Origin of the sequence: Citrobacter freundii complex sp. CFNIH9, from assembly GCF_002903305.1 — a bacterium.
Lineage (GTDB): Bacteria > Pseudomonadota > Gammaproteobacteria > Enterobacterales > Enterobacteriaceae > Citrobacter > Citrobacter portucalensis.
Window position 1 is genome coordinate 4,772,493 of record NZ_CP026238.1, and the last position, 20,915, is coordinate 4,793,407.

Annotated in this window: 21 protein-coding genes and 2 pseudogenes; 15 read left to right on the forward strand and 8 right to left on the reverse strand. The window is 51.6% G+C overall.

Going from position 1 to position 20,915, the window contains the following annotated elements; genetic code table 11:
* Positions 1–45: 45 nt before the first annotated feature.
* Positions 46–288, reverse strand: a complete 243-nt coding sequence (yjbE, locus tag C2U43_RS24085) for an exopolysaccharide production protein YjbE (protein WP_003826562.1) — start codon at positions 286–288, stop codon at positions 46–48.
* Between the two features lie 391 nt (positions 289–679).
* Positions 680–2,329, reverse strand: coding sequence for a glucose-6-phosphate isomerase (gene pgi / locus C2U43_RS24090; RefSeq protein ID WP_103285897.1), 1,650 nt, complete (start codon positions 2,327–2,329; stop codon positions 680–682).
* Positions 2,330–2,643: 314 nt separating this feature from the next.
* On the opposite strand from pgi, the gene lysC reads away from it, so the two are divergent.
* Positions 2,644–3,993 carry a lysine-sensitive aspartokinase 3 gene (gene lysC / locus C2U43_RS24100; protein ID WP_032942084.1) on the forward strand — a complete coding sequence of 450 codons (1,350 nt, stop codon included), beginning with the start codon at positions 2,644–2,646 and terminating at the stop codon, positions 3,991–3,993.
* A gap of 42 nt (positions 3,994–4,035) precedes the next feature.
* Here lysC and C2U43_RS24105 read toward each other — a convergent pair whose 3' ends face one another.
* Together C2U43_RS24105 and C2U43_RS24110 are read right to left on the reverse strand one after the other, a co-directional pair.
* Positions 4,036–4,821 carry a nucleotidyltransferase domain-containing protein gene (locus C2U43_RS24105; protein WP_008786906.1) on the reverse strand — a complete coding sequence of 262 codons (786 nt, stop codon included), beginning with the start codon at positions 4,819–4,821 and terminating at the stop codon, positions 4,036–4,038.
* 5 nt (positions 4,822–4,826) lie between these two features.
* On the reverse strand, positions 4,827–5,954 hold the full coding sequence (locus C2U43_RS24110; protein WP_103285898.1) for a slipin family protein: 1,128 nt from the start codon (positions 5,952–5,954) through the stop codon (positions 4,827–4,829).
* 450 nt (positions 5,955–6,404) lie between these two features.
* Here C2U43_RS24110 and rtcR point away from each other — a divergent pair, with 450 nt between their 5' ends.
* Entirely contained in the window at positions 6,405–7,991 is a 1,587-nt protein-coding gene (gene rtcR, locus C2U43_RS24115) for an RNA repair transcriptional activator RtcR (protein ID WP_103285899.1), read from the forward strand.
* Between the two features lie 13 nt (positions 7,992–8,004).
* On the opposite strand, the gene C2U43_RS24120 is transcribed toward rtcR, so the two are convergent.
* Together C2U43_RS24120 and C2U43_RS24125 are read right to left on the reverse strand one after the other, a co-directional pair.
* A complete protein-coding gene (locus tag C2U43_RS24120; protein WP_103285900.1) occupies positions 8,005–8,343 on the reverse strand; it encodes a helix-turn-helix domain-containing protein in 339 nt (112 codons plus the stop codon).
* Positions 8,340–8,696: a type II toxin-antitoxin system RelE/ParE family toxin gene (locus C2U43_RS24125; RefSeq protein WP_008786902.1), complete on the reverse strand. Its 357-nt coding sequence runs from the start codon at positions 8,694–8,696 to the stop codon at positions 8,340–8,342. The genes C2U43_RS24120 and C2U43_RS24125 overlap by 4 nt, the downstream gene beginning before the upstream one ends.
* 191 nt (positions 8,697–8,887) lie before the next feature.
* Here C2U43_RS24125 and C2U43_RS24130 point away from each other — a divergent pair, with 191 nt between their 5' ends.
* Complete coding sequence (locus C2U43_RS24130) at positions 8,888–9,160, forward strand: DUF3811 domain-containing protein (RefSeq protein WP_003826541.1); 273 nt, start codon at positions 8,888–8,890, stop codon at positions 9,158–9,160.
* Here C2U43_RS24130 and rluF read toward each other — a convergent pair.
* Positions 9,157–10,032, reverse strand: coding sequence for a 23S rRNA pseudouridine(2604) synthase RluF (rluF, locus tag C2U43_RS24135; RefSeq protein ID WP_008786901.1), 876 nt, complete (start codon positions 10,030–10,032; stop codon positions 9,157–9,159). The genes C2U43_RS24130 and rluF overlap by 4 nt on opposite strands.
* A gap of 469 nt (positions 10,033–10,501) precedes the next feature.
* Here rluF and C2U43_RS24140 point away from each other — a divergent pair, with 469 nt between their 5' ends.
* The 4 genes and pseudogenes from C2U43_RS24140 to C2U43_RS24155 all read left to right on the forward strand — a co-directional run.
* Positions 10,502–11,455: a sugar-binding transcriptional regulator gene (locus C2U43_RS24140; protein WP_103285901.1), complete on the forward strand. Its 954-nt coding sequence runs from the start codon at positions 10,502–10,504 to the stop codon at positions 11,453–11,455.
* A 69-nt stretch (positions 11,456–11,524) separates the two neighbouring features.
* The gene (locus C2U43_RS24145; protein ID WP_008786899.1) at positions 11,525–12,331 is read left to right on the forward strand and encodes an SDR family oxidoreductase; all 807 of its coding nucleotides are present in this window, start codon (positions 11,525–11,527) and stop codon (positions 12,329–12,331) included.
* A gap of 9 nt (positions 12,332–12,340) precedes the next feature.
* Positions 12,341–12,748: a mannose/fructose/sorbose PTS transporter subunit IIA gene (locus C2U43_RS24150; protein ID WP_003031647.1), complete on the forward strand. Its 408-nt coding sequence runs from the start codon at positions 12,341–12,343 to the stop codon at positions 12,746–12,748.
* A pseudogene (locus C2U43_RS24155) lies at positions 12,748–13,113 on the forward strand (PTS system mannose/fructose/N-acetylgalactosamine-transporter subunit IIB); the annotation flags it as partial. The gene C2U43_RS24150 and the pseudogene C2U43_RS24155, both read left to right, overlap by 1 nt.
* Before the next feature lie 148 nt (positions 13,114–13,261).
* Here the strand turns inward: C2U43_RS24155 and C2U43_RS24165 are convergent.
* The gene (locus C2U43_RS24165; RefSeq protein WP_000019450.1) at positions 13,262–14,242 is read right to left on the reverse strand and encodes an IS5-like element ISKpn26 family transposase; all 981 of its coding nucleotides are present in this window, start codon (positions 14,240–14,242) and stop codon (positions 13,262–13,264) included.
* Positions 14,243–14,301: 59 nt separating this feature from the next.
* Here C2U43_RS24165 and C2U43_RS24170 point away from each other — a divergent pair.
* The 8 genes and pseudogenes from C2U43_RS24170 to pepE all read left to right on the forward strand — a co-directional run.
* Positions 14,302–14,442: pseudogene (locus C2U43_RS24170) on the forward strand (PTS fructose transporter subunit IIB); the annotation flags it as partial.
* 65 nt (positions 14,443–14,507) lie between these two features.
* Positions 14,508–15,305: a PTS mannose/fructose/sorbose transporter subunit IIC gene (locus C2U43_RS24175; RefSeq protein ID WP_008786896.1), complete on the forward strand. Its 798-nt coding sequence runs from the start codon at positions 14,508–14,510 to the stop codon at positions 15,303–15,305.
* Positions 15,306–15,316: 11 nt separating this feature from the next.
* Positions 15,317–16,141, forward strand: a complete 825-nt coding sequence (locus C2U43_RS24180; RefSeq protein ID WP_003031641.1) for a PTS system mannose/fructose/sorbose family transporter subunit IID — start codon at positions 15,317–15,319, stop codon at positions 16,139–16,141.
* Between the two features lie 68 nt (positions 16,142–16,209).
* Positions 16,210–17,433 (forward strand): L-sorbose 1-phosphate reductase, encoded by a 1,224-nt coding sequence (gene sorE / locus C2U43_RS24185; protein WP_103285902.1) that lies wholly within the window; start codon positions 16,210–16,212, stop codon positions 17,431–17,433.
* Between the two features lies 1 nt (position 17,434).
* Positions 17,435–18,247 (forward strand): shikimate 5-dehydrogenase, encoded by an 813-nt coding sequence (locus C2U43_RS24190; protein WP_103285903.1) that lies wholly within the window; start codon positions 17,435–17,437, stop codon positions 18,245–18,247.
* 485 nt (positions 18,248–18,732) lie between these two features.
* Positions 18,733–19,284, forward strand: coding sequence for an AAA family ATPase (locus tag C2U43_RS24200; RefSeq protein ID WP_103285904.1), 552 nt, complete (start codon positions 18,733–18,735; stop codon positions 19,282–19,284).
* Positions 19,285–19,724: 440 nt separating this feature from the next.
* Positions 19,725–20,003 (forward strand): addiction module antidote protein, encoded by a 279-nt coding sequence (locus tag C2U43_RS24205; protein WP_008786890.1) that lies wholly within the window; start codon positions 19,725–19,727, stop codon positions 20,001–20,003.
* Between the two features lie 110 nt (positions 20,004–20,113).
* On the forward strand, positions 20,114–20,803 hold the full coding sequence (gene pepE / locus C2U43_RS24210; protein WP_032942056.1) for a dipeptidase PepE: 690 nt from the start codon (positions 20,114–20,116) through the stop codon (positions 20,801–20,803).
* The last annotated feature ends 112 nt before the right edge of the window (positions 20,804–20,915 follow it).

Consider the following 20,915-nt stretch of genomic DNA (forward strand, 5'->3'; position numbering starts at 1 on the left):
CAAAATAACCACACCGAAGTGTGGTTAGAATTAAACGTACCTTTATTACTGGGTACTGGTGGTTGTGGTGGTTGTGGTTCCGGTATTAGAACCATCGCCGCCACCGGTCGCCGCCAGGGCGACCCCCACTGCAGAACTTACGGTGCTCACGCTGGTTGCGGAGGAACTTCCTGCCGAAACCGACGCGGCAGCCGACCCTGCTGCCTCACCCACCTGAACGGGGGCGGCATAGACAGAAGTCGCCGCAAGCGCAGATATAGCCCACAGGCCATACAGAACTTTTTTCATCACAAATTCCCTTCATTGTATGAATGGAGATTTACCCAAAAGAATTTCGGGCGAGATCGAGTATACACAAGCCAAAGTGTGCAAATTACGCCACGCGGGAATTTAGGATAATTAGATAACGAAAGGAAAAATGATTAAAAAATACAACAAAAACAATTAAATCAATAAATTAAAATATAAAAATTAAAATGCAATATCCGGTAAATCCGAAAACATCAGAAATTGAATAACATTAATAAAATTATTTTAGGATTAAGCTCAATTAAGGTATGAAGTTAGAACGTAGATATCCTGGAGCATTCTTATAAAAAAGCCGATATTAATATCGGCTTTTTATTTCATTAATGCCGGATGCGGCTAAACGCCTTATCCGGCCTACAAGTGTGTGCTATCAGGCACGCCAGGACTTATAACGGTTAATCAAACCGTTGGTAGAACTGTCGTGGCTGCTCACTTCGGAACCATCTTTCAGCTCTGGCAGAATGCGGTTCGCCAGCTGTTTGCCCAGCTCAACGCCCCACTGGTCAAAGGTGAAGATGTTCAGGATAGCGCCCTGAGTGAAGATTTTGTGTTCGTACAGTGCAATCAGCGCACCCAGGCTGAACGGCGTGATTTCGCGCAGCAGGATGGAGTTCGTTGGGCGGTTACCTTCGAACACTTTGAACGGCACAACGTGGTCTAGCGTTGCCGGATCTTTACCCTGGTCGCGGTATTCCTGCTCAACCACTTCACGAGATTTACCGAATGCCAGCGCTTCGGTTTGCGCGAAGAAGTTAGACAGCAGTTTCGGATGGTGATCCGACAGCGGGTTGTGGGTGATGGCCGGCGCGATGAAATCGCATGGAACCATTTTGGTGCCCTGGTGGATCAGCTGGTAGAACGCATGCTGGCCGTTAGTACCCGGCTCACCCCAGATGATTGGGCCAGTCTGGTAATCCACCGCATTGCCGTTACGGTCAACGTATTTACCGTTGGATTCCATGTTGCCCTGCTGGAAGTAGGCCGCGAAACGGTGCATATACTGGTCATACGGCAGAATTGCTTCGGTTTCGGCACCGAAGAAGTTGTTGTACCAGATACCGATCAGCGCCAGCAGCACCGGCAGGTTTTTCTCAGCCGGAGTGGTGGAGAAGTGTTTGTCCATCGCATGCGCGCCGGAGAGCAGCTCAACAAAGTTGTCGAAGCCTACGGACAGGATGATGGACAGACCGATTGCAGACCACAGGGAGTAACGACCGCCAACCCAGTCCCAGAACTCGAACATATTGGCAGTATCAATACCAAACTCGCCAACCGCTTTACCGTTAGTGGAGAGCGCTGCGAAGTGTTTGGCAACGTGCTTGTTGTCGCCTGCGGTCGCCAGGAACCAGTCGCGCGCGCTGTGGGCGTTGGTCATGGTTTCCTGGGTGGTGAAGGTTTTGGAAGCGACCAGGAACAGCGTGGTTTCCGGGTTCACTTTCTTCAGCACTTCGGCAATGTGCGTACCATCGACGTTAGACACAAAGTGCATGTTCAGGTGATTTTTGTAAGGACGCAGCGCTTCAGTCACCATGAACGGGCCGAGGTCAGAACCGCCGATACCGATGTTTACTACATCAGTGATGGCTTTATCGGTATAGCCTTTCCAGCTTCCGGAGATGATCGCTTCAGAGAAGGATTTCATCTTCTCCAGCACAGCATTCACTTCCGGCATGACATCTTTGCCGTCAACGATGATAGGCGTATTGCTACGGTTGCGTAGCGCCACGTGGAGCACGGCACGGTCTTCAGTGCGGTTGATTTTCTCACCGGAGAACATGGACTTGATGGCACCCGCCAAATCGGTTTCTTTCGCCAGATCCTGCAGTTTAGCCAGCGTCTCTTCAGTGATGCGGTTTTTGGAGAAATCCACTAGCATCAAATCGTCAAACGTCGCGGAAAACTTAGTGAAACGATCGCTATCTTTCGCGAAAAGATCCGCGATAGTAACGTCTTTCATTTCTTCAAAGTGTTTTTGTAGTGCCTGCCAGGCTGAGGTCTGCGTTGGATTGATGTTTTTCATTAGCAATACTCTTCTGATTTTGAGAATTGTGACTGAGATCGATTGTAACGCCAGTCACAGAAAAGTGTGATTGTTTTAATGCCATTGCCAGGGCATCCGCCAAACGTGACTAAAAAGTATAGCGGTTATCAGCGTTGTTATTAGTACCGTTACTCAACGCAGTTGCAGCATGAAAAATCCGCATAATCCCAGCGTTGACAGTGCAAGCTACACATTTTATTTATAAATACGGTATTTGCATTTGCGCCTGCACCGGTTTCTGTTCTGCCTTATGTGCCATGGTCGCTCTATTCATTCCCTGACACGAGGTAGTTATGACTGATGTAGTTGTCTCCAAATTTGGCGGTACCAGCGTGGCGGATTTTGATGCCATGAATCGCAGCGCTGATGTAGTACTTTCTGATGCTAACGTCCGTGTAGTGGTACTTTCCGCTTCTGCGGGAATCACCAACCTGCTGGTTGCACTGGCTGAAGGGCTGGAGCCAACCGCGCGCTTCGAAAAACTCGATGCCATTCGTCAAATTCAGTTCAATATTCTGGAACGCCTGCGTTATCCAAACGTGATCCGTGAAGAGATCGACCGTCTGCTGGAAAACATCACCACGCTGGCTGAAGCGGCGTCACTGGCGACCTCAACTGCGCTGACCGACGAACTGGTCAGCCACGGCGAACTGATGTCTACCTTGCTGTTCGTCGAGATCCTGCGTGAGCGCAACGTGCAGGCGCAGTGGTTTGACGTACGTAAAGTGATGCGCACCAACGATCGTTTTGGCCGCGCAGAACCTGACGTCGCGGCGCTGGCCGAACTGGCAACGCTCCAGTTGGCCCCGCGTCTGAGCGAAGGTCTGGTGATTACTCAGGGCTTTATCGGCAGTGAAGGTAAAGGCCGCACCACCACGTTGGGGCGCGGCGGGAGCGATTATACGGCTGCCCTGCTGGCCGAAGCGCTGCACGCCACGCGCGTCGATATCTGGACCGATGTTCCTGGCATTTACACGACAGACCCGCGCGTTGTTCCGGCGGCGCAGCGTATTGATGAAATCGCCTTTGAAGAGGCCGCAGAAATGGCGACCTTTGGCGCGAAAGTGCTACACCCGGCAACGTTGTTACCTGCCGTACGTAGCGATATCCCGGTGTTTGTTGGCTCGAGTAAGGATCCAAAAGCAGGCGGTACGCTGGTATGCAATAAAACCGCGAATCCACCGCTGTTCCGGGCGCTGGCACTGCGCCGTAAGCAAACGCTGCTAACGCTGCATAGCCTGAATATGCTGCACTCTCGCGGCTTTTTGGCGGAAGTGTTCGGCATCCTCGCACGCCATAACATTTCGGTCGATTTAATTACCACATCCGAAGTCAGCGTGGCGCTGACGCTGGATACCACCGGTTCGACCTCCACCGGCGATACACTGTTAACACAGTCTCTGCTGATGGAACTGTCTGCCCTGTGTCGGGTTGAAGTGGAAGAAGGCCTGGCGCTGGTGGCACTGATTGGCAACGACCTGTCCAAAGCCTGTGGCGTGGGTAAAGAGGTGTTCGGCGTACTGGAGCCATTCAACATCCGCATGATTTGCTACGGCGCGTCCAGTCATAACCTGTGCTTCCTGGTGCCCGGTACTGAAGCCGAACAGGTGGTACAGAAGCTGCACCATAATTTGTTTGAATGAGTAGATGCCAACGCCCGATGGCTCTTGTCCCATCGGGCATTTTCACTGCATCACCGTTTCATATAACAATCTGTCCAACTCCCTGACATCGCCTTCCCAACTATCCGGTAACGTCGGCGGAATCTCTCCTCCTTCCAGCTCGGCGCGGATAAATGCATGCAACAGTGGACGGCGCGGGCCGTATTCCGCTTCACCCGCACACTGCTTGCGCTCCAGCAGCTCATCAATTTCCTGACGCAATGGCGCATCCAGTTCACTTCCCGCCAGCAGCTCGGCAAAACGCATCGGTGGCACGCCTTTCCCCGCCTCCACCCAACGCACCGCCAGCAGCGGGCGAATGACGTAAAAGTACTTTTTCAATCGCACGTCGTCACCTTGCAGATAGCCACGGAAGTTTTTCCGCGCCATCGAGTAGTAGTGCCAGCGGGCACGTAGCGGGGAAAACCATTTGGGCACCAACGCTTTCAGCGCCGACACGGTCACTTCATCCTGTTGATAGACCACTGGCGAATCCAGCCACTCAATAAGCGTAGGGTTTGCGCCTTTCAGTAATCCTAGCGCCTTGCGCCATTCCCAGCCGCAGACGTCCAGCTCATCATCTATCGGCAACTCGATAACATCTCGTGGCGCTTCGATCCGCAGATACCACTCGGGCGGATGAACATAGAGAAATCGCACGTCGTAGTCGCTGTCCGGCGAGGCAAATCCCCAGCCACGGCTGCCGGATTCACAGGCATACAGCACCCTGACGCCATAGCGCTGCTCTACCTCTTTTAGCTGGCGCAATACCCTTTCGCGCATCGCGCCGTCCACTGTGTTGTAGCTCATTATTCTTATCCTTTTATGTTCACAAGGCCGTGCAGCACCTGGTCCAGGCCTCCGAACACCGAGATTTTATCGATACGTTCAGCGACTCTTTCAAGGGTTTCCAGCTCTTTTAAGCGCAGCGCCACCGGGTTGTTTTCCATCACTTTCGCGGTATTCAACAGCGATCGCGTCGCGGCAGTCTCTTCACGACGGCGGATCACGTTGGCCTGGGCGGATTTCTCAGCTTCAACCAGTTGGGACAGGATGGCCTTCATATCCCCCGGCAGGACAATATCTTTCACGCCGAGCGAAGCGACCTCTATACCAAACGGCGTCATTCGGGCTTTCACCTGTGCGCTCACCACCTCATCGATCACCTGCTTATCTTCCAGCAGCTCGTCCAGCGTGCGCGTTCCCACCGCTTCCCGCAGGGCAAACTGCAATTCGCGGTAAAGGTGATCCAGCGGTTTGGTTAGTTGGCCAAAAGCCAGCAACACATCTCCATAACGCCAGTTTGCGGCCAGATTTAAACGCAGGTTGACCTTATCCTTGGTCAGGATCTCTTGTCCACCGACCTCCAGTACCTGTAAACGAGTATCAACAACTTCGGCTTCAATCAGATGGTTTACCTTCCAGTATGCGGTCAACCCCGGCGGCAACAGCGTCTGGGTTTCGCCATCAATTTTCAGCACACCAACATGCCACGCAGGAACCTGTACCGTTAAGATAGCTTCACGACCTTTCACCGTACCGTTACGTCGTGGCTGTAACACCGCATTCATCACCTCAACCGGTACCGAAACCTGACGCGTATCCATACGCACCAGCTTCAGTGCTTCCTCTGCGCGCCAATACAGACGGCGCGTTCCCGGTGGCAAAATTTCCTGCAAGACGCCGTTCACATACAGCGCACCCGCTTCGGTATCGCTTAAATCGGCCACCACACAGTACTGCTCCACCCATGCAGGCTGGAAGCGACGTAAATACTCCGCCAGAGCTTCCGGAATTTCGCTGCCATCGTTATTGATCACCAGAACATCCGGTGTGTTAAACCATGGCAAACGGTGTTCACCTGCATCCAGTACCTGATAGTAATCACCCTGTCGGGATAACAGGCCAAGCTGACCTTTACGAATAGTGATTTTTTTCTTCATTTTTTATTCCTTATTGTGAGTCAGGCGCGGGTGCAGGGGCGAAGCGGCAGGGGAATTCCCTTTTGCCTGTCGCACGGCATCTTTACCGGCAGCCTGTTCTGGAGCGTGCTAACTGCGCATCGCTCCGTTTTATTTCTATGATTAACAACCAGTTTTCATTCGGAGGATGAAATTGGGAATCGAACCCACTGTGTGTCAGCGGCTGACGGAACACTCCCGGAAAACAGCCTGTGCCGTTCCTGACGTGCCGGCGGGGTTTAACCCCCTGCGTTTTCAGCGTGATTGACGTAAGAGTTATTGCCAGAAGCGTGCCAGAAATGAAAATCGTCAGAATTTATTTTTAATTAGTTGATTTATATAAATTCAATTGTTGTCGCCAATATTAGCAGTTGTCTCACTCGGTTAATTTTTTTATCTTTTAATCTCTTAATTTATCTTCTTGGATAAACCATGAAAAAGCGGCGGGTTGTAATTGGCGTACTGGGTACGGTGCTGGACAAACGCGGTAAACGCGCCAATCGGTTTAAAAAGTGGCGCCCCACGGTTGGATTGTGCCAACAGCCTGATTTCCCTGTCGACAGACTGGAACTGCTCCACCAGCCACGCGATGAAGGCATGGCGCAAAGGTTGATTGAAGACGTCGCGCTGCTCTCACCTGACACCGAAGTACGCCCGCATGCCGTGACTATTAACGACCCCTGGGATTTTGAAGAGGTCTACGCCGCCTTTCTCGACTTCGCCACCCGCTACAGCTTTGATACGGAAAACGAAGAGTATCTGGTGCACATCACCACCGGGACGCACGTCGCGCAGATCTGCTGGTTTCTGCTAACGGAAGCCCGCTACCTGCCCGCCAGCCTGCTGCAAACCAGTCCGGCACCTGCCGGTTCATCGGATGAGGCCGTTTCCGCCGGCGTTTGCTCGGTAATCGATCTCGATTTAAGCCGCTACGCCACGCTCACCAGTCGTTTTCAGCGCGAACAGCAGCAGTCAGTCTCTTTTCTGAAGGCCGGGATTGATACGCGCAACGCCACCTTCAATAAACTGATCGATCGCATTGAGCGTGTGGCTCTACGTTCGACCGACCCGATCCTGCTCACCGGCCCCACCGGCGCGGGTAAATCCTTTCTGGCGAAACGTATTTTTCAGCTACGCCAGTCGCGGCATCTGGTGGCGGGAAAACTGGTCGCCGTCAACTGCGCAACCCTGCGTGGCGACAACGCGATGTCTACGTTGTTCGGTCACGTGAAAGGGGCGTTTACTGGCGCACTCACGGCGCGCAGCGGACTGCTGCGAGAAGCGGATGGCGGCGTGCTGTTTCTCGATGAGATAGCTGAACTGGGGTTAGACGAACAGGCCATGCTGCTAAAAGCGATTGAAGAAAAAACCTTTTTCCCGTTTGGCTCGGACAAAGAAGTACAGAGCGATTTTCAGCTGATTGCCGGAACCCATCGTGATATGCAGCAATGGGTCGCCGAGGGCCGTTTTCGCGAAGATCTCTATGCGCGAATCAATATGTGGAACTTCGCCCTGCCCGGTCTGGCGCAGCGGCGGGAAGATATCGCTCCGAACGTCGAGTATGAGCTACACCGTTTTTCCAGCAGTAAACAGATGCAGATCCGTTTCGACAAAGAGGCACGTGCTTGTTATCTGGCATTTGCCAGCTCCCCACAGGCGCAGTGGCGCGGCAATTTTCGCGAGCTAAGTTCATCCATCGCGCGAATGGCGACGCTTGCCGAACAGGGACGCATCACCTTATCCCTTGTCGAAGAAGAAATTGCGCTGTTAAAAGAGAGTTGGCAGATTACCGCTTCGCAACCGGAACTGAACATGGACATTGACCTTTTCGATCGCCGCCAGTTAGAAACGGTGCTGGAAGTGTGTCGCCGCAGCGCGTCGCTGTCGGAAGCCGGACGCGAACTGTTTGCCGTCTCACGGCAGAAAAAAGCCAATCCTAACGATGCAGACCGATTGCGAAAATATCTCGCCCGCTTCGGGCTGAGCTGGGAAAGCGTTCGCAGCGATCAGATACAATAAGCAATATCTAATATTACCCAATCTGAACTGTTACTGGTTTTCCTAACTTCACCAGCATCATGACCAGCGCATCAAGGGTAAATTTGTTGGTTTTCTGATTAACAACATCTGAAACACGGGGCCGGGAAATATTCAGTTTCACAGCAGCTTCCGCTTGTTTCAGATGGTTTTGATCAATCCATCCGGAAATTTCTTGCATCAACTGCTGCTTCAGGCGAATGAGTTGTTCGACCTCGCATTCAGCATCATGCTTTAAGCTCTTCGCTTCCGCTTCTGCAAACCCCAGTTCGGCAAAAATATTGACATCCGGAGAGGTTACATGGCGAACCTTATTATCAACGGTATTGTTCATTTCTGATTCCTGTCTTCTTGCAAAGCGGTTCGATATCTAACTTTAGCAATGTGTTTATCGTGCTCAGAAGTACGTTTCGTCTTTTTATTGAAGCAATGCAGTACATAGACCGCGTTAGCATAGCGAGCAATGTAGATGATTCGGTACGCGCCAGATTCATACCTGAGCCTTACCTCCTCAACACCTCGACCTATCTCTGGCATCGGCTTCCAGTCAGCAGCTTCTAATCCAGCCTGTAGACGATGTAGCTGAAAACCAGCGGTTTTACGTATATCTTCAGGAAAGCTTCGTAAATCATCAAATGAACTGCCAATCCAGACAATGGGCTTTAAGGCCCGCTTTATTGAAAGCATAACACATCCTTGTATAAAATTTTATACAAACAATAAAATGCGTAACCCACACGTTTTCCTGTCATTACGCTAAATCAGAATAGAAATTCCGTCACTTCAACAAGCTATATTTTGCGAGGCTCTTTCAGGATTAGTTTTATTCTGCACGAATTACCGTACACTGAGGATATCGGCTAACAGAGGGCACCCTTATGGCACTCCCCCGCATTACCCAAAAAGAGATGACCGAGCGCGAACAGCGTGAACTGAAAACGCTGCTCGACCGCGCGCGCATTGCACATGGTCGTCTGCTGACCAACGCAGAGACCAACAGCATCAAGAAAGAGTACATCGATAAACTGATGGCCTTGCGCGAAGCAGAAGCAAAAAAAGCCCGCCAGTTGAAGAAAAAGCAGGCCTATAAACCGGATGCGGAAGCATCGTTTTCCTGGTCAGCAAATACGCCGACGCGCGGCAGACGTTAACGTCCCTTCTTCTTACGTCCCGGCGAAGTAAAACGCTTACCGTTTGCCGCCGGGCGCGATTTCTCTTTCTCCGCTGATTTTTCGATTTTCACCACCGGACGCTTAATGCCTGCGGTTTTTGGCTTCGCTTTCGCCTTCGGTTTGGCTTCTGAGGACGAGTTCTCAATCAGCTTGAACAGATCGATCAGTTCGTCATCTGTCAGGTCGCGCCATTCACCAAGCGGCAGACCAGACAAACCAACGTTCATGATACGCGTACGCTCAAGCTTGGTAACTTCATAGCCAAAGTGTTCGCACATACGACGGATCTGACGGTTAAGCCCCTGAATCAGCGTAATACGAAACACAAACGGCGCTTCTTTCTTCACCTTACATTTTTTGGTGACGGTACCGAGAATGGGCACACCGGCCCCCATCCCACGGATAAAGTCATCAGTGACCGGCTTATCGACCGTCACCAGATACTCTTTTTCGTGATCGTTACCGGCACGCAGGATTTTATTCACCAGGTCGCCGTGGTTGGTCAGAAAGATAAGTCCCTGAGAATCTTTGTCCAGACGACCAATTGGAAACACGCGCTTGCTGTGATTCACGAAATCAACAATGTTGTCGCGTTCGCTGTCTTCGGTGGTGCTGACAATCCCTACCGGCTTATTCAGCGCGATAAAAACCAGATCTTCCGCTTCACGCGGCTCAATCAACCGACCATTTACTTTTACGACGTCGCCAGGCATCACCTGATCGCCGATGGTGGCGCGTTTACCATTCAGGAAGACATTCCCTTGTTCGATAAAGCGATCCGCCTCGCGGCGCGAGCAGATTCCGCTTTCACTGATGTATTTATTTAATCGGATAGATGAGTCGGGCAGCATAGTTTCTCCTGTATACACTTCATCCTTCAAGCTGTCTCTGCGTTGGCTGCCCTCACTCACCCAGGTCACATAGCAATCTATGCTCCCGGGGATTCGCTCCCTTGCCGCCTTGATACAACTTGAATGACTTTGTGTATTAAAAGCGAAATATACCCTACCTTGCGGACGATAAAAAATAATCGTGTTCGACTGTCCACGCGCTATTTGTGATCCGTCACACCTTTTGACACAAAAGTGTCAGCGATCCATCCCTGCAATTTTGTTGAGTGAAAACAAGCAGAATCAATACATTAGAGCAGTATGCACATCTGTGCCGACAACGCGCCATCACCACATCAAATGTGCAACACAATCGGTTATTTCAGGGCGCTGAAATAAGTGAAAATAGCTTTGAGATGGAGAACAGATGGGGTTATATCAGATCAAGAAGGCAATTTCGTGATTTGCACAAATGTGCAGGAGTCCAAAAATGGCGACGGAAAACAGCGATGATATCCGCCTGATCGTAAAAATAGCGCAGCTGTATTACGAACAGGATATGACACAAGCGCAAATCGCCCGCGAGCTGGGTATTTATCGCACCACGATCAGCCGGTTACTAAAACGTGGACGCGAGCAGGGTATCGTCACCATCGCCATTAATTACGACTACAACGAAAATCTGTGGCTGGAACAGCAGCTAAAACAGAAATTTGGCCTGAAAGAGGCGGTCGTAGTCTCCTGCGATAGCGAGCAGGAAGATGAACAACTTAATATGATGGGCGTACATGGCGCACAGTTGCTGGAACGCTTACTGGAACCTGGGGACATTATCGGGTTCTCATGGGGCCGCGCGGTACGGGGACTGGTGGAAGGATTATCTCCTGCCAGCCAGTCGCGCCAGCTGATCTGTGTGCCGATTATCGGCGGACCATCCGGCAAGCTTGAAAGCCGCTACCACGTCAATACGCTGACCTACGGCGCTGCGGCAAAGCTCAAAGGGGAATCACACCTGGCAGATTTCCCGGCACTGCTGGAAAACCCGCTGATCCGTAACGGGATCATGCAGTCACGACATTTTAAATCGATTTCCGCGTACTGGGATAATCTGGACATCGCGCTGGTCGGGATTGGATCTCCGGCGATACGTGATGGCGCCAACTGGCACGCTTTTTACGGCAGTGAAGAGAGTGATGACCTGCATGCTCGCCAGGTTGCCGGAGACATTTGCTCGCGCTTTTACGATATCAACGGTGTAACCGTAGAGACCAATATGAGTGAAAAGACGCTCTCCATCGAAACCAATAAATTAAAACAGGCGCGTTACTCCATTGGCATTGCAATGGGTGAAGAAAAATACAGTGGGATATTAGGCGCATTACGTGGGAATTATATTAACTGTTTAGTTACCAACAGCTATACCGCTGAATTATTGTTGAAGTAAATAAATTCTAATTGGTCCTGCCATAATTAATTTTATGTGGGATCCCCTTATCTGAATCGGGAGTTTATTATGCAAACGTGGTTAAACTTGCAGGGCAAAGTCATTATTGTTACCGGTGGTGCATCCGGAATTGGTCTGGCGATTGTCGAAGAGTTATTAGCGCAAGGCGCTAATGTACAAATGGCAGATATTCATGGTGGAGAAGGTAAATACGATAGCCATGACGGGTATCATTTCTGGCCAACGGATATTTCCAGTGCCAAAGAGGTTAATCATACTGTCGCTGAAATTATCCAACGCTACGGACGTATTGATGGGCTGGTAAATAATGCTGGCGTTAATTTTCCGCGTCTGCTGGTCGATGAAAAAGCACCCGCCGGGCAATACGAACTCAACGAAGCTGCTTTCGAAAAAATGGTTAATATCAACCAGAAAGGTGTGTTCTTGATGTCGCAGGCAGCGGCACGCCAAATGGTAAAACAGCGTAACGGCGTGATTGTGAATGTCTCTTCCGAAAGCGGACTGGAAGGTTCTGAAGGTCAAAGCTGTTACGCCGCGACCAAAGCCGCATTGAATAGCTTTACCCGCTCCTGGTCGAAAGAGTTGGGCAAACACGGCATCCGCGTGGTTGGTATTGCACCTGGCATTCTGGAAAAAACCGGACTGCGGACCCCCGAGTATGAAGAAGCGCTGGCCTGGACCCGCAACATCACCGTCGAACAGCTGCGCGAGGGCTACACCAAGAACGCGATCCCGATTGGTCGATCAGGGCGCTTAAGCGAAGTCGCTGATTTTGTTTGTTATCTTTTATCTGAGCGCGCCAGTTATATTACCGGAGTAACCACTAACATTGCGGGCGGAAAAACGCGCGGCTAAGGAGGTTTTATGGTCAATGCAATCTTCTGTGCTCACGGCAAACTGGCCTGCGCCATGCTGGAATCGGTACAGATGGTCTACGGTGATGCCAACGTTGAAGCCGTGGCATTTGTCCCCGGAGAGAACGCCAGCGACATTGTGGAAAAGCTAAAAAAGTTAGTAAGTATTCACACTGGCGATGAATGGCTGATTGCCGTCGATTTGCAATGTGGCAGTCCCTGGAATGCCGCTGCGACGCTGGCGATGCACAATCCGGCGATACGGGTCATTAGCGGGTTATCACTGCCGTTGGCGCTGGAACTGGTAGACAACCAAAGCAGTATGAATGTGGATGAACTGTGCGAACACCTGACGACCATTGCTCAACAAACCTGTGTCGTCTGGAAGCATCTGGAAACGGCCGAAGAGGATTTCTGATGAACATTACCCTTGCTCGTATTGATGACCGCCTGATCCACGGTCAGGTCACCACCGTCTGGTCGAAGGTGGCGAATGCCCAACGGATTATTATCTGTAATGACGACGTTTATAACGATGAAGTACGTCGCACATTATTACGTCAGGCTGCCCCACCGGGAATGAAAGTGAACGTCGTTAATATCGAAAAGGCGGTCGCTGTTTACCATAATCCGCAATACCAGAACGAAACCGTTTTTTATCTATTTACCCGCCCACAGGATGCCTTAGCAATGGTCAAGCAAGGCGTGAAAATCGCTACGTTAAATATTGGTGGCATGGCCTGGCGGCCTGGTAAAAAACAATTAACCAAAGCCGTTTCTTTAGGGAAGGTGCGAATAAGCAGGTCATTTCTTCCCAAGCTGACTCGCTGATTAAAATTTCGCGGATCTGGGCCGATTTTTTTCCCGCAAACACATCGAATCAGCCTATTTAGGCTATTTTTTCCACCATTTCTGGCGTTATTTCCGGTTTTTACTGAGATCTCTCCCACTGACGTATCATTTGGTCCACCCGAAACAGGTTGGCCAGGGTGAATAACATCGCCAGTTGGTTATCGTTTTTCAGCAGCCCTTTGTATCTGGCTTTCACGAAGCCGAACTGCCGCTTGATGATGCGAAACGGGTGCTCCACCCTGGCACGGATGCTGGCTTTCATGTATTCGATGTTGATGGCCGTTTTGTTCTTGCGCGGATGCTGCTTCAAGGTTTTTACCCTGCCGGGACGCTCGGCGATCAGCCAGTCCACATCCACCTCGGCCAGCTCCTCGCGCTGTGGCGCTCCTTGGTAGCCGGCATCGGCTGAGACAAATTGCTCCTCTCCATGAAGCAGATTACCCAGCTGATTGAGGTCATGCTCGTTGGCCGCGGTGGTGACTAGGCTGTGGGTCAGGCCACTCTTGGCATCGACACCAATGTGGGCCTTCATGCCAAAGTGCCACTGATTGCCTTTCTTGGTCTGATGCATCTCCGGATCGCGTTGCTGCTCTTTGTTCTTGGTAGAGCTGGGTGCCTCAATGATGGTGGCATCCACCAAAGTGCCTTGGGTCATCATGACGCCTGCTTCGGCCAGCCAGCGATTGATGGTCTTGAACAATTGACGGGCCAGTTGATGCTGCTCGAGCAGGTGGCGGAAATTCATGATGGTGGTGCGATCCGGCAGGGCGCTATCCAGGGATAATCGGGCAAACAGGCGCATGGAGGCGATTTCGTACAGGGCATCTTCCATGGCACCGTCGCTCAGGTTGTACCAATGCTGCATGCAGTGAATACGCAGCATGGTCTCCAGCGGATAGGGCCGTCGGCCATTGCCCGCCTTGGGATAAAACGGCTCGATGACAGCGGTCATATTCTGCCATGGCAGAATCTGCTCCATGCGGGAGAGGAAAATCTCTTTTCGGGTCTGACGGCGCTTAGTGCTGAATTCACTATCGGCGAAGGTGAGTTGATGGCTCATGATGTCCCTCTGGGATGCGCTCCGGATGAATATGATGATCTCATATCAGGAACTTGTTCGCACCTTCCTTAGACAACGACGATATTCATGCGTTTCGTAAGTTAGATAAACTGGGTGTTACGCTGGATTTACGCGTTGTCGCATCCGATCCATCTATTAATATTCTCGAAAAAATAGAAGAACAATCGTTCGCTGAATAAATAAAAATGCCTGTGTACTTATGCTTTAACAGGCAGGGATGATCACATTCACAAGGTGACATATTATGGAAATAAGTACCCTACAAATTATCGCCATATTCCTATTTTCCTGTATTGCCGGAATAGGCAGCGTGCTGGATGAGTTCCAGACCCACCGTCCGCTAATTGCTTGTACCGTTATCGGCCTGATCCTCGGTGATTTAAAAACCGGGATTATGCTCGGCGGCACGCTGGAGTTAATCGCTCTTGGCTGGATGAACGTCGGCGCAGCGCAGTCTCCCGATTCGGCGCTCGCCAGTATTATCTCCGCCATTCTGGTTATCGTCGGTCAGCAAAGCATTGCTACCGGTATCGCCATCGCCCTGCCGGTGGCGGCGGCAGGTCAGGTGCTGACGGTATTCGCCCGTACCATCACCGTGGTGTTCCAGCACGCGGCGGATAAAGCAGCCGAAGACGCCCGCTTTCGCACCATCGACATGCTGCACGTTTCCGCTCTCGGCGTACAGGCGCTGCGCGTTGCCATCCCTGCATTAATCGTCTCGCTGTTTGTCAGCGCCGATATGGTCAGCAATATGCTCAACGCCATTCCGGAATTCGTCACCCGCGGATTGCAGATTGCCGGTGGCTTTATCGTGGTGGTCGGCTACGCCATGGTGCTGCGCATGATGGGCGTGAAGTACCTGATGCCCTTCTTCTTCCTCGGGTTTATCGCTGGGGGTTATCTCGATTTGAGCCTGCTGGCTTTCGGTGGGGTTGGTGTGATTATCGCGCTGGTCTACATCCAGTTGAACCCACAGTGGCGTAAAGCCGAACCGCAGGCGCAACCCGCCTCTTCTCAAGCTCTCGATCAGCTTGATGACTAATGGAGCCAGCCATGGAACAGAAAAAACTGACCAAATCCGACCTGTTTAGCATGTTTGTTCGCTCCAACCTGCAACAGGCGTCATTCAACTTTGAACGCATTCATGGACTGGGCTTTTGCTACGACATGATCCCTGCCATCAAGCGCCTGTATCCGCTGAAAGAGGACCAGGTTGCAGCACTCAAACGCCACCTGGTGTTTTTCAACACCACGCCTGCCGTGTGCGGCCCGGTGATTGGCGTGACCGCCGCGATGGAAGAAGCTCGCGCCAATGGTGCGGAAATTGACGACGGCGCCATCAACGGCATCAAAGTTGGGCTGATGGGCCCGCTGGCCGGTGTTGGCGACCCGTTGGTCTGGGGAACATTGCGCCCGATTACCGCCGCGCTCGGCGCATCGCTGGCGCTGTCCGGAAACATTCTCGGCCCACTATTGTTCTTCTTTATTTTCAATGCAGTACGTCTTGCCATGAAGTGGTACGGCTTACAGCTTGGCTTTCGTAAAGGGGTCAATATCGTCAGCGACATGGGCGGCAACCTGCTGCAGAAACTGACCGAAGGCGCATCGATTCTCGGCCTGTTTGTCATGGGGGTACTAGTCACCAAATGGACCAGCATCAACGTGCCGCTGGTGGTATCGCAAACGCCTGGCGCAGACGGCACCACCGTCACCATGACCGTGCAGAACATTCTCGACCAACTCTGCCCCGGCCTGCTGGCGCTGGGTCTGACGCTGCTGATGGTGCGTCTGCTCAACAAGAAAATTAACCCGGTATGGCTGATCTTCGCCCTGTTTGCGCTGGGAATTATCGGTAACGCGCTGGGCTTCCTGTCCTGATTTTTTCGCCCCGGCGATGCCGGGGCAACTTCAACAAATAGTCCTCGAAAGAGGAAGAGGTGGTAACAATGCAAACAACAACAGCTTTACGCCTTTATGGTAAACGCGATCTGCGCCTGGAAACCTTCGATCTTCCTGAAATGCAGGACGATGAAATTCTGGCCTCAGTCGTAACCGACAGCCTGTGCCTTTCTTCCTGGAAAGAGGCTAACCAGGGCGAGAACCACAAAAAGGTGCCGGACGATGTGGCTACAAACCCGATCATCATCGGCCACGAGTTTTGCGGCGATATCATTGCCGTAGGCAAAAAATGGCAGCATAAGTTTCAGCCCGGCCAGCGCTATGTCATTCAGGCTAACCTGCAACTGCCGGATCGCCCGGACTGCCCCGGCTACTCCTTCCCGTGGGTAGGTGGTGAAGCCACGCACGTCATCATTCCAGATGAAGTCATGGAGCAGGACTGCCTGTTAGCCTACGAAGGTGAAACCTATTTTGAAGGCTCGTTGGTTGAGCCGCTGTCCTGCGTGATTGGCGCATTCAACGCCAACTATCACCTACAGGAAGGCACGTATAACCACAAGATGGGCATTCGTCCGCAGGGGCGTACACTGATACTCGGCGGCACCGGGCCAATGGGACTGCTGGCAATCGACTACGCGCTGCATGGTCCGGTTAACCCGGCGCTGCTGGTGGTAACCGACACCAATCACGACAAGTTGAACTACGCCCGCAAGCACTATCCATCAGAACCACAAACGTTGATCCATTATCTCCACGCCCAGGATGCAGGTTATGACACCTTGATGGCGCTGAGCGGCGGGCACGGGTTTGATGACATCTTTGTGTTTGTGCCCAACGAACAGTTGGTTACGCTGGCCTCTTCTTTGCTGGCTGCCGACGGTTGCATGAACTTCTTTGCCGGTCCGCAGGATAAGCAGTTTAGCGCGCCGATTAACTTCTACGACGTGCACTATGCCTTCACCCATTATGTTGGGACATCTGGCGGCAATACCGACGACATGCGCACGGCGGTAAAACTGATCGAAGAGAAGAAAGTTCAGGCGGCAAAAGTGGTGACGCACATTCTGGGATTGAATGCGGCAGGTGAAACAACGCTGGAACTGCCGCAGGTCGGTGGAGGTAAAAAACTGGTTTACACCGGAAAATCATTGCCGTTAACTGCGCTCACCCAGATTGACGATCCGGCCTTGCGCGCTATCCTGGAGCGTCATCAGGGGATCTGGTCGCAGGAAGCCGAACAGTACATATTGTCTCACGCCGAGGAAATTTAACATGATTAACCGCGACACCCAGTTGTGCATGTCGCTTGCCGGTCGTCCCGGCAACTTTGGCACACGCTTTCATAACTATCTGTATGAAAAATTAGGGTTAAATTTTATCTACAAAGCCTTTACTACGCAGGATATTGAGGCCGCAGTCAAAGGCGTTCGCGCACTCGGGATTCGCGGCTGTGCGGTCTCTATGCCGTTTAAAGAGAGCTGCATGCCGTTTCTGGATGCCATCGATCCTTCCGCAAAAGTCATTGACTCCGTTAACACCATCGTCAATGACAACGGTACGCTGACAGGATTTAACACCGACTACATTGCGGTAAAAAGCCTGATTACCAGCCACCAGCTTGATAACCACGCACGCGTCATGATCCGCGGCAGCGGTGGAATGGGTAAAGCGGTCATTGCTGCATTTCGCGATGCCGGTTTTCGCGATGTGATCGTCGCCGCCCGTAACCGGGAGAGCGGCCCGACGCTGGCAAAACAGTACGGTTTCCAGTGGCAACCGCAGCCGGAAGGGATTACCTGCGATATTCTGGTCAACGTGACGCCCGTCGGCATGGCTGGCGGTAAAGAGAGCGATGAACTGGCCTACAGCGAAGCGATGGTCGCTGCCGCCAGCGTGGTGTTTGACGTCGTCGCCCTGCCGCCGGAAACACCGGTAATCAAACTGGCACAGCAATTAGGTAAAAAGACCATCAGCGGTGCAGAGGTGATTGCCTTACAGGCCGTAGAGCAGTTCGCCATGTACACCGGCGTACGCCCGGATGACGAGCTAATCGCCGAAGCGGCAGAATTTGCGCGGGCGGGGTAAAGAAGCAGGAACAGAGCGCCAGGGATGGGCGCTCTGTCTATTTTAGGTACTATACAACAGCGAACAGTTGCTGGTCAGCTTTCGCTTCCAACTGCGCCAGCGCGGGAATCAATTGGCTGATGTTGACCAGACTGTGTCCTAACTGGCATATGCTCTCATACGCAAAATGTTCCTGACCTTCCCCCCCATGGTCAGCAGGCTTTCGCCCATAAAATTCAGCGTCTGGTACAACCCTGCCAGCGCCTCTTCACAGCCAAACGATAGCGCCAGATTTTCTTCAGTAGTGAGATGGCTACAATCAAGATGGCGGAACGCCTCGGCGAGTGAGAAATAAAGTAGATCGGCCTGTGAAATGAGAGAATAGCGGACATTAAAATGGGGATAAAACGTAGTTAGTCATGCCATCAGCAGGTAATATGACGATACGCAAAAAGTACGCCATCAATTGCTAAATCATCGCGTCTAAGAAGGTTTGGGAGAGTTCAATGTCTTCAGCGTTTCAGCATCGATTCATTCTGACTGGTGGCCCAGGGTCAGGCAAAAGCACGATAATTGATACGATTATAAAACGAGGGTTTTGGTGTTCTAAAGAAGCTGGAAGAGGTGTGATCCAAGACCAGGTTAACATCGGCGGCGATGCATTACCGTGGGCCAACCAGACTGCATTTGCAGATCTGATGCTATCCTGGGAAATGCGTTCGTGGCATGAAGCGGAAGGGCATACACAACCCTGCTTCTTTGATCGTGGTGTTCCTGATGTTGTAGGTTATTTACGTCTTTCTGAACTTACCATACCGAGGCATCTGGAAAACGCCATCGAGAAATTTCGCTATAACCGAATCGTATTTATTGCACCACCCTGGCGTGAAATATATGTACAGGACTCAGAGCGCAAACAATCTTTCGATGTTGCCATCGCGACATATCACGCAATGGTAAAAACATACCGTATGTATGACTATCAGTTGATTGAATTACCATGTGTTTCTGTAGAAGAGCGAGTGGATTTTATTCTTTCCAGGATAAAACCCTGCTAAGACGGCAACTACGTGTAGTGGTGAATCACCATGCATGAATCTGTCATATTCTAGTGGACATATAGCTTCCGCCCCTGGCACAAAGCCCTCCCAATCCCCTATCATCGATTCTCGTATCAACCGCAGCATCCTGAAAAACTACGTATTATTGCGAGACACTTTCCTGTTTCCTCCAGCAAGCATTTCCCCTTACTCCCCATTTTTTTACTCTCTAGTCTCAACTTGTCAATTCATAATGTAGTTTATAAAATACATGGAACGTCATCATGGAAATTCTTCAGACAATGGTTTTCCGGCGTTGGGAGCAAAACCTACGGGACAGGAGAGCTAAAACGCTCATTGCCACACGCCTTTTTCGTCTGGCTAATGGTTTAGCTGGTGATGTTAAACCTGTTGGGGAATGCTCGCCCGTTCACTGGATTATCAGGAGGTCTTCCGCCATGAATAAACTTGCTCACTACGATCCCGCGACTGCGCTGGTTGATGATGAAGAAATTGCCGTGTTTATGGCCGATGCCCTCGAAACAGGCGATGCAGCATACATTGCAAAAGCACTGGGCGTGGTAGCTCGCGCTAAGGGAATGGCGAACATTGCGGCAGAAACGGGATTATCCCGCGAGCAGCTTTATCGCTCTTTTAGTGAGAAAGGTAACCCGACGCTGAAAACCACCCTTGCAGTGATGAAGGTACTCGGCATTGAATTGACACTTAAAAAATAGCCTCAGCTTCTATCTCCCCCTTCCAACATCGTGAGCCATATCAGTAAGGCGTTAGCCTGATAGTGGTAGCATTAGCGCGGTTTGTAATTTTCTGATTACATGGAGAAATGATGGAACTGCTTTTATTGAGTAACTCGACGCTGCCGGGCAAAGGCTGGATGGAACATGCGCTGCCGCTGATTGCTGAACAACTGAATGGTCGCCGTACGGCGGTGTTTATTCCGTTCGCTGGCGTGACGCAAACCTGGGATGAGTACACGGCGAAAACGGCAGCCATCTTTGCGCCAATGGGCGTCAACGTTACGGGTATTCATACCGTTGCCGATCCGATTGCCGCTATTGAAAACGCAGAGCTGGTGATTGTCGGCGGGGGTAATACCTTCCAGTTACTGAAAGAAAGCCGCGAGCGCGGTCTGTTGGCCCCGATTGTGGATGTCGTCAAACGCGGTGCGCTGTACATCGGCTGGAGCGCAGGTTCCAACCTTGCCTGCCAGACCATCCGCACTACCAACGACATGCCGATTGTCGATCCAAAAGGTTTTGATGCGCTGGGTCTGTTCCCGCTGCAGATTAACCCACACTTCACCAACGCGCTGCCGGAAGGCCATAAAGGCGAAACGCGTGAACAGCGTATCCGCGAGCTGCTGGTTGTGGCACCGGAGCTGACGGTGATTGGCCTGCCGGAAGGGAACTGGATTAAGGTAAGTAACGGTCAATCCGTGCTCGGCGGCCCGAACACCACGTATATCTTTAAAGCGGGTGAAGAAGCGGTTGCCGTTGAAGCAGGCCACTGCTTTTAGTTGATTTGTTGTCTGATGCCGGATGGCGGCTTCGCTTTATCCGGGCTACAACTGTAGGCCTGATAAGCGCAGCGCCATCAGGCAGTTCAGCGCACATTGCCGGATGCGGCTT

Coding starts and splice junctions, on each gene's coding strand:
- yjbE (WP_003826562.1), bottom strand. CDS start 288: ATGAAAAAAGTTCTGTATGGCCTGTGGGCTATATCTGCGCTTGCGGCG.
- pgi (WP_103285897.1), bottom strand. CDS start 2,329: ATGAAAAACATCAATCCAACGCAGACCTCAGCCTGGCAGGCACTACAA.
- lysC (WP_032942084.1), top strand. CDS start 2,644: ATGACTGATGTAGTTGTCTCCAAATTTGGCGGTACCAGCGTGGCGGAT.
- C2U43_RS24105 (WP_008786906.1), bottom strand. CDS start 4,821: ATGAGCTACAACACAGTGGACGGCGCGATGCGCGAAAGGGTATTGCGC.
- C2U43_RS24110 (WP_103285898.1), bottom strand. CDS start 5,954: ATGAAGAAAAAAATCACTATTCGTAAAGGTCAGCTTGGCCTGTTATCC.
- rtcR (WP_103285899.1), top strand. CDS start 6,405: ATGAAAAAGCGGCGGGTTGTAATTGGCGTACTGGGTACGGTGCTGGAC.
- C2U43_RS24120 (WP_103285900.1), bottom strand. CDS start 8,343: ATGAACAATACCGTTGATAATAAGGTTCGCCATGTAACCTCTCCGGAT.
- C2U43_RS24125 (WP_008786902.1), bottom strand. CDS start 8,696: ATGCTTTCAATAAAGCGGGCCTTAAAGCCCATTGTCTGGATTGGCAGT.
- C2U43_RS24130 (WP_003826541.1), top strand. CDS start 8,888: ATGGCACTCCCCCGCATTACCCAAAAAGAGATGACCGAGCGCGAACAG.
- rluF (WP_008786901.1), bottom strand. CDS start 10,032: ATGCTGCCCGACTCATCTATCCGATTAAATAAATACATCAGTGAAAGC.
- C2U43_RS24140 (WP_103285901.1), top strand. CDS start 10,502: ATGGCGACGGAAAACAGCGATGATATCCGCCTGATCGTAAAAATAGCG.
- C2U43_RS24145 (WP_008786899.1), top strand. CDS start 11,525: ATGCAAACGTGGTTAAACTTGCAGGGCAAAGTCATTATTGTTACCGGT.
- C2U43_RS24150 (WP_003031647.1), top strand. CDS start 12,341: ATGGTCAATGCAATCTTCTGTGCTCACGGCAAACTGGCCTGCGCCATG.
- C2U43_RS24165 (WP_000019450.1), bottom strand. CDS start 14,242: ATGAGCCATCAACTCACCTTCGCCGATAGTGAATTCAGCACTAAGCGC.
- C2U43_RS24175 (WP_008786896.1), top strand. CDS start 14,508: ATGGAAATAAGTACCCTACAAATTATCGCCATATTCCTATTTTCCTGT.
- C2U43_RS24180 (WP_003031641.1), top strand. CDS start 15,317: ATGGAACAGAAAAAACTGACCAAATCCGACCTGTTTAGCATGTTTGTT.
- sorE (WP_103285902.1), top strand. CDS start 16,210: ATGCAAACAACAACAGCTTTACGCCTTTATGGTAAACGCGATCTGCGC.
- C2U43_RS24190 (WP_103285903.1), top strand. CDS start 17,435: ATGATTAACCGCGACACCCAGTTGTGCATGTCGCTTGCCGGTCGTCCC.
- C2U43_RS24200 (WP_103285904.1), top strand. CDS start 18,733: ATGTCTTCAGCGTTTCAGCATCGATTCATTCTGACTGGTGGCCCAGGG.
- C2U43_RS24205 (WP_008786890.1), top strand. CDS start 19,725: ATGAATAAACTTGCTCACTACGATCCCGCGACTGCGCTGGTTGATGAT.
- pepE (WP_032942056.1), top strand. CDS start 20,114: ATGGAACTGCTTTTATTGAGTAACTCGACGCTGCCGGGCAAAGGCTGG.